Source organism: Pseudomonas sp. (genome assembly GCF_032058845.1).
GTDB lineage: Bacteria > Pseudomonadota > Gammaproteobacteria > Pseudomonadales > Pseudomonadaceae > Aquipseudomonas.
Window position 1 is genome coordinate 28,007 of the sequence record NZ_DAMCCR010000017.1, and the last position, 14,958, is coordinate 42,964.

Annotated in this window: 16 protein-coding genes; 14 read left to right on the forward strand and 2 right to left on the reverse strand. The window is 57.2% G+C overall.

The genetic code is table 11. From position 1 onward, the window contains the following. Positions 1-6: 6 nt before the first annotated feature. From proW to RT028_RS05500, 10 genes are all read left to right on the forward strand, one after another. Positions 7-960, forward strand: coding sequence for a glycine betaine/L-proline ABC transporter permease ProW (proW, locus tag RT028_RS05455; protein ID WP_312933271.1), 954 nt, complete (start codon positions 7-9; stop codon positions 958-960). A 56-nt stretch (positions 961-1,016) separates the two neighbouring features. Continuing rightward, positions 1,017-2,045, forward strand: a complete 1,029-nt coding sequence (gene proX, locus RT028_RS05460; RefSeq protein ID WP_312933273.1) for a glycine betaine/L-proline ABC transporter substrate-binding protein ProX — start codon at positions 1,017-1,019, stop codon at positions 2,043-2,045. A 115-nt stretch (positions 2,046-2,160) separates the two neighbouring features. Then, complete coding sequence (gene dddP / locus RT028_RS05465; RefSeq protein ID WP_312933275.1) at positions 2,161-3,489, forward strand: dimethylsulfonioproprionate lyase DddP; 1,329 nt, start codon at positions 2,161-2,163, stop codon at positions 3,487-3,489. A gap of 29 nt (positions 3,490-3,518) precedes the next feature. Then, on the forward strand, positions 3,519-4,721 hold the full coding sequence (gene fdhA, locus RT028_RS05470; protein ID WP_312933277.1) for a formaldehyde dehydrogenase, glutathione-independent: 1,203 nt from the start codon (positions 3,519-3,521) through the stop codon (positions 4,719-4,721). 316 nt (positions 4,722-5,037) lie between these two features. Then, positions 5,038-6,345: an MFS transporter gene (locus RT028_RS05475; protein WP_312933279.1), complete on the forward strand. Its 1,308-nt coding sequence runs from the start codon at positions 5,038-5,040 to the stop codon at positions 6,343-6,345. 102 nt (positions 6,346-6,447) lie between these two features. Continuing rightward, positions 6,448-6,657 carry a LysR family transcriptional regulator gene (locus tag RT028_RS05480; protein WP_312933281.1) on the forward strand — a complete coding sequence of 70 codons (210 nt, stop codon included), beginning with the start codon at positions 6,448-6,450 and terminating at the stop codon, positions 6,655-6,657. A gap of 14 nt (positions 6,658-6,671) precedes the next feature. After that, positions 6,672-7,418, forward strand: a complete 747-nt coding sequence (locus tag RT028_RS05485; protein ID WP_312933282.1) for a LysR family transcriptional regulator substrate-binding protein — start codon at positions 6,672-6,674, stop codon at positions 7,416-7,418. A 2-nt stretch (positions 7,419-7,420) separates the two neighbouring features. Further along, a complete protein-coding gene (locus RT028_RS05490) occupies positions 7,421-7,753 on the forward strand; it encodes a hypothetical protein (protein ID WP_312933284.1) in 333 nt (110 codons plus the stop codon). Further along, positions 7,750-8,832 (forward strand): lyase family protein, encoded by a 1,083-nt coding sequence (locus RT028_RS05495; protein ID WP_312933286.1) that lies wholly within the window; start codon positions 7,750-7,752, stop codon positions 8,830-8,832. The genes RT028_RS05490 and RT028_RS05495 overlap by 4 nt, the downstream gene beginning before the upstream one ends. A gap of 53 nt (positions 8,833-8,885) precedes the next feature. Next, positions 8,886-9,377 carry a YbaK/EbsC family protein gene (locus RT028_RS05500; protein WP_312933288.1) on the forward strand — a complete coding sequence of 164 codons (492 nt, stop codon included), beginning with the start codon at positions 8,886-8,888 and terminating at the stop codon, positions 9,375-9,377. 97 nt (positions 9,378-9,474) lie between these two features. On the opposite strand, the gene RT028_RS05505 is transcribed toward RT028_RS05500, so the two are convergent. Then, complete coding sequence (locus RT028_RS05505) at positions 9,475-10,242, reverse strand: IclR family transcriptional regulator (RefSeq protein WP_312933289.1); 768 nt, start codon at positions 10,240-10,242, stop codon at positions 9,475-9,477. 95 nt (positions 10,243-10,337) lie between these two features. Between RT028_RS05505 and RT028_RS05510 the strand changes: the two genes are divergently transcribed. The 4 genes from RT028_RS05510 to RT028_RS05525 are packed head-to-tail and all read left to right on the forward strand — an operon-like array spanning position 10,338 to position 13,156. Further along, positions 10,338-10,547 carry a hypothetical protein gene (locus RT028_RS05510; protein ID WP_312933291.1) on the forward strand — a complete coding sequence of 70 codons (210 nt, stop codon included), beginning with the start codon at positions 10,338-10,340 and terminating at the stop codon, positions 10,545-10,547. Positions 10,548-10,567: 20 nt separating this feature from the next. Then, positions 10,568-11,170 (forward strand): efflux RND transporter periplasmic adaptor subunit, encoded by a 603-nt coding sequence (locus tag RT028_RS05515; RefSeq protein WP_312933293.1) that lies wholly within the window; start codon positions 10,568-10,570, stop codon positions 11,168-11,170. Beyond that, positions 11,139-11,426: a hypothetical protein gene (locus RT028_RS05520; protein ID WP_312933295.1), complete on the forward strand. Its 288-nt coding sequence runs from the start codon at positions 11,139-11,141 to the stop codon at positions 11,424-11,426. Before RT028_RS05515 ends, RT028_RS05520 begins: the two co-directional genes overlap by 32 nt. A 5-nt stretch (positions 11,427-11,431) precedes the next feature. After that, entirely contained in the window at positions 11,432-13,156 is a 1,725-nt protein-coding gene (locus RT028_RS05525) for an FUSC family protein (RefSeq protein ID WP_312933297.1), read from the forward strand. A gap of 284 nt (positions 13,157-13,440) precedes the next feature. On the opposite strand, the gene RT028_RS05530 is transcribed toward RT028_RS05525, so the two are convergent. Continuing rightward, complete coding sequence (locus RT028_RS05530) at positions 13,441-14,688, reverse strand: phage integrase central domain-containing protein (protein ID WP_312933299.1); 1,248 nt, start codon at positions 14,686-14,688, stop codon at positions 13,441-13,443. Positions 14,689-14,958 lie beyond the last annotated feature (270 nt).

The window sequence follows — 14,958 nt, forward strand, 5'->3', positions numbered from 1 at the left end:
GCCCTCATGTCCGAATTCAGCCTTCTCGACCCGTTCCAGGCGGCCACCATCCCACTGGGTGACTGGGTCACCGCGACACTCAACTTCCTGGTGCACAACTTCCGCGAGGTGTTCCGCGCCATCCGCTGGCCGATCGACCAGGTGCTCAATGGCATCGAGTTCACCCTGCAGAGCATCCCGCCCACCATCGGCATCATCCTCTCGTCGTTGCTGGGCTGGCAGCTGGCCGGTAAGCGCATGGCGCTACTGTGCTTCATTACCCTGACCTTGCTCGGCCTGATCGGCGTGTGGTCGGAGTCGATGACCACCCTGGCGCTGGTACTGACCTCGGTGTTTTTCTGCGCGGTTATTGGTATTCCGCTGGGCATCGTCTGCGCCCGCAGCAACCGCCTGGAAAGCATTATCCGGCCGCTGCTCGACGCCATGCAGACCCTGCCAGCGTTCGTCTATCTGGTACCGGTGGTGATGCTGTTCGGCATCGGCAACGTGCCCGGCGTGCTGGTGACCATCGTCTTCGCCCTGCCGCCGCTGGTGCGCCTGACCAACCTGGGCATCCGGCAGGTGCCGGAAGACAAGATCGAGGCTGCCCGCGCCTTTGGCTGCACGCCACGGCAAATGCTGACCCGCGTGCAACTGCCGCTGGCCACCTCCACCATCATGGCCGGCCTGAACCAGACCCTGATGCTGTCGCTGTCGATGGTTGTGATCGCCTCGATGATATCGGTCGGTGGCCTGGGCCAGATGGTGTTGCGAGGCATCGGTCGCCTGGACATGGGCCTGGCCACGGTCGGTGGGGTCGGGCTGGTTCTGTTGGCGATTTTCCTCGACCGCCTGACTCAGGCCATGGGCGCCCGCACCAGTGCTGACCCGAGCCGGCGTTGGTACTACACCGGCCCTACTGGCCTTGTAATTCGCTTGTTCAACAAAAAACCGCCACGCGTTCGGCGTGAGACCGCCTGAGCTGCTCTGTTCTATCTGCCGCAGTCCATCCAACAATCCTAAAAAGGTACGCGACGATGTTAGAGTCCAAATTTGCCCGTCAGTTCTTTCACGGCATCTGCGCCGTGGCATTGAGTTTGTTCTGCCTGGGGGCCAACGCTTCAGCGGATAAACCAGGGGAGGGCGTGAAAATCACCCCAGCGTTTCCTACCGTCGATGAAGAACGTTTCCGCGGAGAAGTTGCCTTGGCGGGTTTGCGCGAGCTTGGCTACAAAGTCCAGCAGCCCAAGGAGACTGAGTACGCCACCATGGTGCTGGCGGTCGGTTATGGTGATGCCGACTTTACCGTGAATGCCTGGGACAAATTGCACGCTGCGTTCTACGAGAAAGCCGGTGGCGACGCCAATATGATCAAGGTTGGCAACATCCTGCCAGGAATCTTGCAGGGTTACCTGATCGACAAGAAAACAGCCGATCAATACAACATCAAGTACATCACCGACCTGAAAAAACCTGAAATCGCGAAGCTCTTCGATGCGGATGGCGACGGTAAAGCGGATATGACCGGCTGCAATCCCGGTTGGGGTTGCGAGCTTGTCATCGCCCATCAGATGAAGGCCTATGATCTGGAGAAAACGGTTCATATCAATCAGGGCTCATACTTCGCGCTGATGGCGGACACGATCTCTCGCTTCAAGGAAGGTAAGCCGGTGTTCTACTACACCTGGGTTCCGCAATGGGTCGCGGGTGTGTTGGTAGAAGGGCGAGACGTCGTCTGGTTGCAGGTACCCAAAACCGACCTGCCGGGCGGCGATAACACGGTCAACACGGTCTACGAGGGTAAGAACCTCGGCTTTGCGCTGGACAAGGTGCAGGCGTTGGTCAATCGCGATTTCGCCGAGAAAAACCCTGCAGCAGTCAAGTTCCTTTCCGTGATGCAGATTCCGGCTGCTGACGAAAGCGCGCAGAACCTGAAAATGCAGCAGGGGGAGAAATCCATGGCCGATATTCAGCGTCACACCAAAGAATGGATTGCCGCCCATCAACAGGAATTTGATGGCTGGTTGCAAGCGGCCCGCGCCGCTGCTGCCCAGGCAAGCAACTGACCAAACCCTGCCTACACCGAACGGCACCAACCGCGTAGCCTGGGGCCAATGAGCCAGGTGGCTGCGCAACGGGTGCCAAGGTGGAATGACAAGAACATCAGGACAACCGTGAGCTATGGGAAGTACATCATTTTCCATTTCTGCCAATAGCCGACGTATCGATCCTACCCGGCATCGTCCGGACGGCTCTTCAGCAAACAACGACCGTACTGAAATCGGCCCAACGCCATTGGCTTTCGCTGAATGGGCAGCATTATCGCTGGCGGTGCCCCATCTCCCGACGATGCGCGAGTATCGTCTGGGACGCCTGGTCCAGCAGCTCCAAGCCCGTGACCTTGCCGGCATTCTGTTGTTCGACCCGCTTAACATTCGCTACGCCACTGATACGACGAACATGCAGCTGTGGACCACTCACAACCCGGCCAGGGCCTGCTTTGTTTCTGCCGGTGGGCATGTGGTGCTGTGGGATTTCCATGGTTGTGATCACCTCTCGACCCATTTACCCCTGGTCAGCGAGCTGCGTAGCGGCGCCTCGTTCTTCTACTTCGAAACGGGCGATCGCACGGACCAGCATGCCAAGCGTTTTGCTGGGCAAGTGGATGAACTCTTACGCACGCACGGGGGCGCCAATCGTAGGTTGGCTGTCGATCGCATCGAGGTTGCCGGCCTTCGAGCACTTGATGCTCTCGGCGTCGAGGTTTGCAGCGGCCAAGAGGTAACCGAGTACGCGCGGGTCATCAAAGGGCCCGATGAGATCAAGGCCATGCGCTGTGCTGTGGCCTCCTGCGAAGCATCCATTCGCGAGATGCGCGAAGAGATGCATGCGGGGGCGACGGAGAACGACGTCTGGGCGGAGCTTCACGCAGGTAATATCCGTCGTGGTGGCGAGTGGATCGAAACGCGCATCTTGAGTTCTGGGCCACGTACCAACCCTTGGTACCAAGAGTCGGGGCCTAGGGTCTTGAGTGACGGTGACCTGGTGTCCTTCGATACCGATCTGATCGGCGTCTATGGCATGTGTGTAGATATGTCGCGTAGCTGGATCTGTGGGGATTTACAGCCTACTGCAGAACAGAAGCGGCTTTATCAGATCGCTTTCGAGCACATCCATTACAACACCGAACTTGTCCGGCCAGGTGTTGGATTCACTGAGCTGACCAAGCTCGGTCATCGTCTGCCCGAATCATGCCGCGCCCAACGTTATGGCGTGATGTTCCACGGGGTCGGCCTGTGCGATGAGTATCCGTGCATCCGTTATCCCGAGGACGTCGAGTCGTACGGTTATGAAGGCGTACTTGAACCGGGCATGGCACTGTGCGTGGAGGCTTATATCGGTGAAGTGGGGGGGCGGGACGGCATCAAGCTTGAAAACCAGTTGTTGGTCACGGATGACGGCTGTGAGGTACTCACGCGGTATCCATTCGAAGATCGATTTTTGAAGTGAACGAGTTTTACCAAAAAGAGAGGTAGTAGATGAGTGCAAATAACAGAGGTGTGGTGTACCTGGGCGCAGGGAAGGTCGAGGTGCAGCACATTGACTACCCGAAAATGCAGGACCCACGCGGCAAGAAGATCGAACACGGCGTCATTCTGAAAGTGGTCTCGACCAACATTTGCGGCTCCGACCAGCACATGGTTCGCGGCCGCACCACTGCCCAGGTCGGCCTGGTGCTGGGGCACGAGATTACCGGCGAAATCGTCGAAAAGGGCAGCGATGTCGAGCGCATGCAGATCGGCGACCTGGTGTCGGTGCCGTTCAACGTAGCCTGTGGTCGTTGCCGCTCCTGCAAAGAAATGCACACCGGTGTCTGCCTCACCGTCAACCCGGATCGCCCGGGTGGCGCTTATGGCTACGTCGACATGGGCGACTGGACTGGCGGCCAGGCTGAGTATGTGCTGGTGCCGTACGCCGACTTCAACCTGCTCAAACTGCCTGATCGCGACAAGGCCATGGAAAAGATCCGTGACCTGACCTGCCTGTCCGACATTCTGCCGACCGGATACCACGGCGCTGTAACCGCAGGCGTCGGCCCAGGGAGCACCGTTTATGTCGCCGGCGCCGGGCCGGTCGGTCTGGCGGCTGCCGCGTCGGCCCGTCTGCTGGGGGCTGCTTGTGTGATCGTTGGCGACCTGAACCCGTTGCGTTTGGCGCATGCCAAGTCGCAAGGATTCGAAGTGGTCGATCTGACCAAGGACACCCCGCTTCATGAACAGATCGCCGATATTCTGGGCGAACCAGAGGTAGACTGCGCGATCGACGCGGTAGGTTTCGAAGCTCGCGGCCACGGCCACGAAGGCGCTAAACAGGAAGCGCCAGCAACCGTGCTCAACTCGCTCATGCAGGTTACCCGTGTAGCCGGCAAGATTGGTATTCCTGGCCTTTACGTGACAGAAGACCCGGGCGCGCACGATGCTGCTGCAAAAATGGGGGCGTTGAGCATCCGCTTCGGCTTGGGCTGGGCGAAATCGCACAGCTTCCACACTGGCCAGACCCCTACGATGAAGTACAACCGTCAGTTGATGCAGGCGATCATGTGGGACCGAATAAACATCGCCGAAGTAGTCGGTGTGCAGGTGATCAGCCTGGATCAAGCTCCGGAAGGATACGGTGAGTTCGATGCTGGTGTGCCCAAGAAATTTGTTATCGACCCACACAAGATGTTCAGCGCGGCTTGATCAGGCAGGTTAGCTAATCGCAGCGTGAACGCGCTGTGACAGGGGAGGCCGCAGCTTTTTTAGAGCTTGATGCCTGCAGCAAAGAAACGCCGTGGCCCTGGGCCGCGGCGTTTACATTTGTGCAATGCCGATCATGAGATTTGATGATGCGAATTTGGAATGCTGAAAGAATTACAGATTCCGGTAGACAGTATCAGGAATCTTGATGGAGTGGTCGCATATACTGTTTTTGTAATTTCTAAAGCGTAGACTCAGAAAAGCGTCGGATCACAACCGGCATTCAAAACAAGTACAAAAATGTCCTCTGGAGTCACGAATGAACACTCAAGTTTCTGTCGAAGACCTGCCGCTTAGCCGCTTCCATATTCGAACGGTTTTCAGTGGAACAGGTGGACAGTTCAGTGACGGGTTCGTATTAGGGATTATTGGTATCGCAGTCAGCATGGCAGCTGGCCCCCTCCAATTGAATGCGCTTTGGATGGGCTTGCTAGGGGCAGCCTCCCTTGCAGGTCTATTTATTGGTAGCCTGGTTGCAGGCCCATTGGCAGATAAATTTGGGCGACGAAAGATCTTCGCCTGGGATATGTTGCTGTTCGCTACCATCTCAGCCTCACAATTCTTCGTCACCTCTCCCGAACAATTGTTCGTATTGCGCTTGTTGCTTGGACTGGTGCTCGGCTTCGATTACGTAGTGAGCAAGTCTTTGGTAACCGAGTTCGCTCCACGGCGCTATCGCGGACGACTGCTGAGCGTGCTTGCTGCAGCATGGGCGGCAGGTTACGTCGCGGCATACCTTATCGGTTTCGTCCTGCGGGATCTTGGGCCAGACGACTGGCGCATCATGCTCGCGGTCAGCGGCATCCCTGCATTACTAATCCTGCCACTGCGAATGGGCGTGCCTGAATCTCCAATCTGGCTGATGGCTCGTGGTCGCAAAGAAGAAGCCCTGGCGATCATACGCGATAAATTCGGCCCCAACGTCTATCTGCCAGTCCCGAACGCGACTCCCAAGAAAACCGAAGGTGCCTGGGCCGAGCTGTTCAGCAAGCGGTGGCGGAAAAACACCATTGTCGGCTGCGTCTTTTACACCTGCCAGGTCATTCCGTTCTTTGCGCTGGGAACCTTCGCGCCGCGTGTTCTCGAGGCCCTCAACGTTCAGGATAAGTTCGTCGGTGGGCTGGTCTACAACGTGTTGCTGATGATCGGTGCATTGCTTGGCCTGATGATCATCGACCGGATTTCCCGCCGCGCATTCCTGGTTGGCACCTTCTACCTGAGTGCAATAGGTCTTGCCGTCTTAGCCTTTGCCGGGTTCGGTCCGCTTGGCACCATTATCGCCTTCGGCTTCTTCGCCTGTGTATTGGCTGCAGCCGTCAACCTGGAATTCGTTTACCCGCCAGAACTGTTCCCCACCCATCTGCGCGCTTCGGGTATCGGCATGGCCGTAGCGGCGAGCCGATTCGGTTCTGCTTTTGCTACCTTCCTGTTGCCTATCGCCGTACAGGACCTCGGTATCCACGTCGCATTGGGTGTGTGTCGCTGTCTTGTTGATCGGTGGTGTGGTGTGCCATTTGTTTGCGCCCGAGACCAGCAAAGAGCAGTTGTCTGCCGTCACGACCGATAACCATGGGGCGTTGCCGCCTGAGGCCTGTGCAGTGCCTCCGGCCGGGCGCAAGATCGGCTGACACCTGCTTGACCGACTCACGATCATGAAAGAGTAGAGCCTATGCCGACCGACAAGCTTATCGACATGTACGCCGTGCAGGTTTTCATTGCGGTTGCAGAGACGGGCAGCATGTCGGGCGCGGCGGTGCGTCTCGGGATCTCCCAGTCTGGTGTTTCGCAAATGGTCAGGCAGCTGGAAGAGGAGCTGGGCGTCATTTTGATCAACCGCTCGACGCGGCCGATGACGCTTACCCCCTTGGCATGGCGCTGAAGAATAGAGGGTCCTTGCTTAGCGAGGAGCTCTCTCACCTCAAGGCACAGGTGCTGAATGCCGGCCGCGGTGTGAAACCGGACCTTCGGATCGGTTTGGTGGATTCCTTCGCCGCCACCTGCGGTTCGGTTTTCACCAAGCAGCTGTTGGGCAAGGTGTCTCAACTGTCGATTCGAACCGGCTTGAGCCCTCAGCAGGGCGAATCGCTACTGCGCAGGGATCTGGATCTTATCGTGACCAGTGACCCGCTCATGGATGCGAACGTGGAGCGGTATCGAATCCTGTCGGAGCGATACTTCGTGATCACGCCTAAAGACAACCGGCCGACGATGTCCACCATGGAAGAGCTCCGGACACTGGCCAATGTTCTACCCGTAGTGCGTTTTAACAGAGCCTCTCAGGTGGGTCTTCAGACTGAGCGGCATTTGCGTGGCCTGGATATCCGCGTGCCCAATCGCCTAGAACTCGACAATGCCGATGCGCTGACCTCGATGGTCGCTGAAGGCATAGGTTGGGCGGTGACCAGCCCGATATGTTTCTTGCAGGCCGCCCATTGGGTGAACGATGTTGCAGTTCATCTCACACCCGACCTGGGACTGCAGCGTTCGCTGTACCTCGTAGCCCGCCGCGATGAATACAGCTCATTTTTTGCCGATGCATGTGAAATTGCTCATGACGTTGTGCTCAACACCTTTTTGCCCCGCCTAACCGCACTGGGGTGTGGTGTTGAAACACTGATAAATATTGCCGAGGTTAAATAGCCGTGAACACCTTTGATAGCGTGAAAGAACGTCTGGAACGTGACTATGTGGGTGAAGTCCAGATTCCTGCGGACAAGCTGTATGGCGTTAATTCGCTGCGTGGCTACGAGAACTTGACCGTTTCGCCACTTACGGTTGCCCACTACCCGGATTTCCGCAACGCGTTTGCCCAGGTCAAATGGGCAGCTGCCCTGGCCAACCTGGACTGCGGCGTGTTGACCAACGCTCAATGTGATGCGATCGCCCAGGCGTGCCAGGATGTGATTGCAGGCAATTGTGACAGCTCTCTGATCGTTGACTTGCTGAAGGCTCAGGCGGCACGTCCACCAACATGAACTTCAACGAAGTCATCGCCAACCGCGCCCAGCAGTTGCTTGGACATGAAGCGGGCTCTTACGAAGTCGTGCATCCCAACGATCATGTGAACTGCTCGCAGTCCACCAATGACGTGTACCCGGCTGCCTTGAAGATCGCCACCCACGCCATGCTGGGCGGGCTGATCGCGGAAGTCGGGCTGCTCGCCGCCGAGTTCGATCGCAAGGCACTGCAGTTTGCTGACATCCTGCACCTGGGCCGCACATGCCTGCAGGACGCGCAGCCGATGCGCCTGGGTCAACTGTTTTCCGGTTACGCTTCGCTGACCCACCGCCTGGCCGACGAACTGGCCGGGGTTCGGAGCAAACTGCACACGCTGCCTCTCGGCGGTACCGCGATCGGTACGGGCTTCGGCGCGCCGGCCGCTTATCGAGCTTCGGTGTATCAGCATTTGGCCGCCATCACCGGCGTGGCCTACAAGGCGCCATCGAATTCCTTTGATGCCATGCAGAATATGGATGTCTTCTCGCGGGTATCGGGTGAGTTGCGTACCTGTTCCGCTTCCATTGCTAAAATCGCGGCCGATCTCACCGTGCTCTCCTCGGGGCCGGTTGCCGGGTTGGGGGAAGTCAAGTTGCCCGAAGCCCAGGCCGGCTCGTCGATCATGCCTGGCAAGGTCAATCCGGTGTTGCCGATGTCCATGATCCAACTGAGCTTCGCTGTGATCGGCAATGATACCGCCGTCGCCCAAGCGGTTCAGTACGGTGAGCTCGAGATCAACCACTTCGAGCCGGTCGTGTCTTCTCGGGTCTTTGACAGCATTACACTGCTGGCCAAAGGCATCCGGCAATTCCGTGAAAAGTGCATTGCCGGCTTGACTGCGGATGCGGAGCGAAACAAAGCGCACCTCACCCAGTCCATGGCTGTCGCCACTGCCTTGGTGCCCAAGCTTGGCTATGCGAAGGTGAGTAAACTGGCCCGCCAATCGGTGAGCGAAGGGCGGTCGTTGCTCGCCATCATGGAAGAGACCGGCGTGATGAGCGAAGCGGAAGCGATGGCGGCCATTGAAAAAGCGTCGCGCCCCGTCTTCGACGTCTGACGGCAAGGCAACCTGCAAGATACGCGCTCTGTGTCTTGCAGGTCTTGATGAGAGTGAATGTGGTGAACGCAACTCAATTGCTGGCAGAAATGAAGTGCATGAAATTGGCGTTTGCAGTCCAGACCCATGCTGCCGTCCTGACCATGGCCGAATCAGGCGAACTGGAACTGACGCTTGAAGGTGAGCGCTGCAAGAATCTGCTGTTGCGCGATAAAACCGGGCAGCTTTTTCTGGTCATGACCCTTGCTGACAAGGCCATAGATCTCAAGACGCTTCGGGCGTCACTCGGCTCTGCTCGGCTTTCCATGGCGAGCCACGATCAGATGTTCGAGACGCTCGGCGTCAAGACCGGTGCGTTGAGCCCGCTGACATTGATCAACGACACCCAGCGCGCAGTCAAGCTGGTTATCGACAGCGAGCTCCAGCTAAGCCCCGGGCTTTTGCTGCATCCGCTCGATAACTCCATGAGTGTCCAGCTTTGCAGCCAGGTGCTGGGCAATTTTTTGTCGCTACTGGGGTATGCGCCCGCTTGGACGCCGCTGTAGGCATAGCCCCGTCAATGCAAGAAGCGAAGCCATGGGTTGGCTTCGCTTTTTTGTGCCTACAGATATGAGCTGGGTGCTTCGGCTACAAGCGTCATGACTAGCGCTCAAGCCCAATCTCGCTGGCTAGCCCTGCCTTGCACGCCAAAAGTGCATCAGTGTACCGGTTCGGCTCTCGCTCAAAGCGGAACGTCGGGATCGGCATCGAGATGGCGAAGCAGCCAAGCACCGTATCCAGAGCGACTGCAGTGGTGGTGATGCCTTCCATCAATTCGCCATGATCACAGGAAAAGCCCAGCTGGCGGATTCCATTCAGCTGTTGAAATATCTGGTCATCGAGCGGGTAACTTGCCGCATCTGCACTGACCATCATGCTCCGGATCTTCTCGTCATCTTCCAGTGCCAATAGCGCACGTCCCGCTGATGTTCCATGCAGTGGCAAATCGAGCAGCCCCAGTCTGGGCATAACCTGCAGTTCACGATCAGCCACCACGCGATGTTCCACCAGCAGCCGAAGCCTGTCCGCACGAGACAGCACAGCGGTCTCCTGGACGCTGCCGCTGAGCTTTTGAAGCCACGGCTGGACAATCGTGATGCGGTCGGCATGCGCGTGGGTTACGAGCCGCAGCAGACCAACACCCAGGCGGATACCGCCTGCGCCCTCGCTTCGGATCATGCCTTCCTCTTCCAGCGCGCCCACAATCCGCTGCACCGTGGAACGCGGGAAACCAACCTGCTGGGCGATTTCTCCAAGACTCACCCCGTCAGGCCTTTTGCCTAGCAAATTCAATATCTTGGCTGCACGCGCAATCACTTGGATACCGCCGCCACGTTCGTCGCTGGTGCCTGCCTGATTCGACGGTTCCATGCTCACCTCCAAATTTCCGGTCACTGTACCACATTGCGATACGAATATATTCGCGGTACAGTGACCGCATTGCGATACAGGCCATGAGGTGGGCTGTGCTCCGGGAGTTTTCATTTGCAGGACTGTTGGTAAGCCCGATGGTGGTATGTGTGTTTATCGCGGCGCTGCTCACGGCCATGACGCTTCGGCTGATCCCAGGGCGGCTGGAAATGCTGTTCCAGGTCAGACCTGCCTGGTTAGGGCTCGCGATTTTCACAGGCTATACCGCCGCGGCCTTATCCATTCTGGATGGGGGTTTGAAATGAGCGGGGTGGTACGCGTTTCGATGACCTTGCTGATCGCCGCCGCTACGATTGTTGCTGGATCCTGGGTATGGAACCACTATCGATATTCGCCGTGGACTCGGGATGGGCGCGTGCGTGCAGACATCGTGGTGGTCGCCCCTGACGTTGCCGGCTGGGTAACCCGGTTAAGTGTTAAGGATAACCAGGCGGTCAGGAAGGGCGACCTCTTGTTCGTGATTGATCCTGCCCGGTATCTGGCAGCCTTGAACGAAGCAAAAGCGAAGATGGAGCATGCGAAACATGCCTGGCAACTAGCCGCCGGCCAGGAGCGTAGGCGAGTTCCGCTCGCCAGAATCAACGCTATCAGCGCAGAGGATTTGGACAATGCCCGCTCCCAGGTACTGCTCGCCAAATCCGAATATGAAATGACCAAGGCGCAGTGGGACACAGCTCGGATCAATCTCGCGCGCACCCGAGTCACCGCCCCGGCAGATGGCACCATCACCAATATCCGGCTGCAGGAGGGCAATTACGTGACCCAAAGGTGGCCCGGCATTCTCCTTGATCAAAGATGGCTCGTTCTACGTGACCGCGTACTTCGAGGAGGCCAAGTTGCCCAGCATCAGCGAAGGGGACACGGCTGATATCGCGCTGATGAGCGGTGGGCCGATCTTGTCAGGGCGGGTTACGAGCATCGCCAAGGGCGTCGCCAACACGAACACCCAATCCGACCCCATGTTGCTACCGCAAGTGCAGCAGGCATTCAACTGGGTTCGGCTGGCGCAACGGATACCCGTGGATATCCGGCTCGAATCCGTGCCGCGTGAAATACGCTTGAGTGCGGGCATGAACGTCTCGGTGAGACTCGTACCTGTTCATGGCGCGGTCGCTGGCCGATGAGAGCCGTGCTCATACATTACCTGCAGCCGAACTTGCGCAGCGTTCTCTTTGCGCTGAAAGGGGTGTCTGCGGTCGCATTGGCGCTCGCTGTCTCCATGGGCCTGGATCTGGACAAGCCGTTCTGGGCGATGGTCGCCTCGATGATGCTACAGGCGCGCCCCGAAACCGGCCTCGTGATGGAAAAGGCGTGGTGCTTGATCCTTGGCTCGACACTTGGCGCAGCGGTGGCAATATTCATCCTGGATAGCTTCATGCCTTATCCGACGCTGGCCATTGGTGCGTTGGCTGTCTGCGTTGCTTTCACTTCAGCGCTGGCTTCAACCGAGCGTCATGTCAATTTCATCTTTGGGCTCGCACTCGTTTCGGTGACGGCCATCCTGATCGTCATGTTCGCGATAGCCGATCCCGCGACCACTAGCAGCGGGTCAATATTCCTGGTGGTCAGAGCGAGGCTGGCCGAGGTGATCGTAGGCGCAAGTTGCGCAACGCTTTCGAGCCTGTTCCTGTTTCCCTGGCGGGTTGAGACGCTGGTCAAAGGTCATGCAAAACGGCTGCAGGCTTTGATCATGGGTTACATCGAACTGCTGCTGCAGCCAGAGCTAGATCGTGCAGCGCTTCACCAGCAGCGTCTGGGCATGATCGCCCTGGTCACCACGATCAGCGATGATTCGAACGCTGGTCGCTACGAGCGGGCCAACACCATTCGCGCTGCTCTGCATATGGCGAACGCTGCCCTGACAGTGATCGCCTGTGGCCAGACAGTTGAGGGATGGTTCAGGCAGAACAAAGCGAGCTGGGTAGGCTTGCTGGCTGCGCACAACACAAATCAAGGTGCACAGCATTCCCCGCTGCAGCTTCTGGCTGAGCTAAGCCAAAGATCCTGTGAGACCCACGTGGCTGACCTCGACGCCGCATTTCGGGAGTTGGCTAGGGCCAGTGCGTTGATGTCTGCTGCAGATGAAACCTTGGAGAAGAATGAACATTTCCATGAGCCTGGTCCACGCCTGGAAAGGCACAGGGACTGGCGGACCGCCGGAACATCAGCGCTGCGCAATGCAATGGTGTTTCTTGCCGTAGCTTACGTATGGATCCTGTCCGATGGCGCCCCAGCGTTGATCATGATGATGGTACTGCCCACTCTTTTCTCGCAAATGTTCGGCGTTGCACCGGCACCGGCGATGATCGTTCGTAAACTGATAGTAGGGGTCGCCCTCGCGGTACCGGTGGCAACTTTTTTGGTGTTGGGAACGGTTGCCCAAGGCCCTGATCATTTTGCAGCTTTAATCATGATTCTGGCTGGCCCCCTGTTTCTTGGCCTGATGGCGATGACGTCGCCTGCCTTGACGCCGTATGGACTGGCCTTTTGCCTGACGCTGGCGGTATCGACCCAGCCTAGCAACTACATGACGTTTGCAGTTGATCAAGCTGTTACGACCGGCATCGGTGTCATAGCTGGTCTCGGCGTCCTCTTCATTGCGTTCGCCCTCACAGGACCACCCAAAGGCGTTGCGTTTCAGAGGCGGGTAATCAAGGCGTTGACTGCCGACTTGACCTTCATGAAGGCGACAGGAAAGCCGGTAGCGTGGTTCAACCGGCGTGTGGCTGAACGACTCGCTTACCTACACGGTTATGCACCCGATACCGTCGAGGGGCTAGAGCTCACCGTACACGGCTTGGCTCTGCTTGAGAAAGGGCATCGCTTGACAAGGAATCGTTTAGCTACTGGCTGAAGCCAGCCGGGACAGGTCCCTGGCTGACAAGCCCGCCTTCTGTGGCCCGAACCCAGATGCGCAGGCAGATTGGACGGGTGTGCTATCAATCGGGGCGGACCGGGTTTTTGCCCAAGCCTACCAATTGTAGATCCAGTCACTTGCTCGGCCTGCAAAATGAGTCCAGAATTGAGGCTATCCCAGATTAAGGGATGGCTGAAAAGCTTTGAATTTCAACAGCTCGCAAGCCCGATGCGAGTCTCGTTTCCATTCTTTAATTCAGTTCAGGCAGCACCTTGCCTTTGTCAGGTTGCTTTGCAACCTGACAGTGCATAGCGAGCCCATTCCTCCATAAGCTGTTTTCGTTTTTCCAGCAGATCGCCTCGTCGATACGCTGCTTCAGTCGCGTTACTGATTTTATGCGCCAAGGCCATTTCAGGAACGATGTTGGCGAAGTTAGTTGTCTCGGCGGCCCAGTCTCTGAAGCTTGATCGGAAACCATGCATGGTGATGACTTCGCCGGCTTCGTTGCGCCAGCCTGGTCCGTTATTGGCTAAGGACTTCTCATCCATACCGCGTATTTTTTGTAGCATTGCCATGTTCGAGAGCGGTCGGCCAATGCTACGACCAGGGAAAAGCAACCCGCTTTTGCTTACCGCCTTCAGGCATCTGAGCGTATGAAGGGCGGCTTTAGATAACGGTACTCGATGCTGGCGCCCGGCTTTCATTCGGGAAGCCGGAATAGTCCAAGTTTCTTCGTCCAGATCAACTTCTTCCCAATACCCACCTATCACTTCGCTTGTACGCAGAGCGCACAGCACGGTTAACTTTACCGCAGTTGAACTAAGGTCCCTGGAATGCTCTAGTTCTGCCATGAAGGCTGGCAATTGCTCCCAGGGTAGAGCGGGATGATTACCACGGTCTACCAGCCTTCTTCGAGGGAGAAGCTTGTCCAAGTGACCCCGCCAGCGAGCGGAGTTTTCACCCGTACGCAGCCGGCGTGCTTTGGCAGCATCGAGAACAAGCTCTAGCCGGTTTCTGACCCTGGCCGCTGTTTCAGGCTTAGAGGTCCATATTGGATTCAGAATCTTCAGGATATCGTCTGTTTCAACTTCGTCGACTGGCTTTTCTCCGATAAAGGGGAATGCATAAGTAGTTAGAGTGTTGACCCATTGTTGCGCGTGTTTTGCGTTGTTCCAGCCAGCTCTATGGGCTTCGATGTAGTCCACTGCACAAGCGCGAAAGGTGTTTTCAAGATTCATCTCTCGAGCAATCCTAGCAGCCTCAGCCTGCTGGAGTGCATCAGCCTTATGAGTCAAGGGGTCGATACCCTCACGAATCAATGCTCTGTGAGTGTCGGCGCGAGAGCGCGCCTCTTTCAATCCATAGTGGGGGTAGGGGCCCAAGCCGATTTCCTTACGCTTGCCTGCAAGCTGGTAACGCAGCACCCAAGCTTTTCCAGACTTTCGAATGACAAGGCGCAGGCCATCGCCATCATCGTACTTGCCATAATCCTTGAGGTTTTCTACCAGTTTCGCGGTGAGCTTGGGCATGGTGGTGACCTCCGATCTCTAAATCCGGTCCCCCAGTTGGTCCCCCACTCACAGCCTGGAAACAGGCGGAACTGGGCGGAAACTAGAAGACTGTGGCAATATTCAAACTACCCCAAATAGGCTGCTCTAGAGCGGCCGGGCGTCGGGTTTTGGATGCCGGTGGTCGGGAGTGGAAATACACTTCGAATGACTACGCTGCATTCGAATTAAGATTTCTATCTTATTGATTGCTATAACTTTTTTTAATCGGGCTGGCTAAGGCGCGTGAGT

Excerpts from the sequence above, each read along its gene's own strand:
- proW (WP_312933271.1), top strand. The coding sequence starts at position 7 with ATGTCCGAATTCAGCCTTCTCGACCCGTTCCAGGCGGCCACCATCCCA.
- proX (WP_312933273.1), top strand. The coding sequence starts at position 1,017 with ATGTTAGAGTCCAAATTTGCCCGTCAGTTCTTTCACGGCATCTGCGCC.
- dddP (WP_312933275.1), top strand. The coding sequence starts at position 2,161 with ATGGGAAGTACATCATTTTCCATTTCTGCCAATAGCCGACGTATCGAT.
- fdhA (WP_312933277.1), top strand. The coding sequence starts at position 3,519 with ATGAGTGCAAATAACAGAGGTGTGGTGTACCTGGGCGCAGGGAAGGTC.
- RT028_RS05475 (WP_312933279.1), top strand. The coding sequence starts at position 5,038 with ATGAACACTCAAGTTTCTGTCGAAGACCTGCCGCTTAGCCGCTTCCAT.
- RT028_RS05480 (WP_312933281.1), top strand. The coding sequence starts at position 6,448 with ATGCCGACCGACAAGCTTATCGACATGTACGCCGTGCAGGTTTTCATT.
- RT028_RS05495 (WP_312933286.1), top strand. The coding sequence starts at position 7,750 with ATGAACTTCAACGAAGTCATCGCCAACCGCGCCCAGCAGTTGCTTGGA.
- RT028_RS05505 (WP_312933289.1), bottom strand. The coding sequence starts at position 10,242 with ATGGAACCGTCGAATCAGGCAGGCACCAGCGACGAACGTGGCGGCGGT.
- RT028_RS05515 (WP_312933293.1), top strand. The coding sequence starts at position 10,568 with ATGACCTTGCTGATCGCCGCCGCTACGATTGTTGCTGGATCCTGGGTA.
- RT028_RS05530 (WP_312933299.1), bottom strand. The coding sequence starts at position 14,688 with ATGCCCAAGCTCACCGCGAAACTGGTAGAAAACCTCAAGGATTATGGC.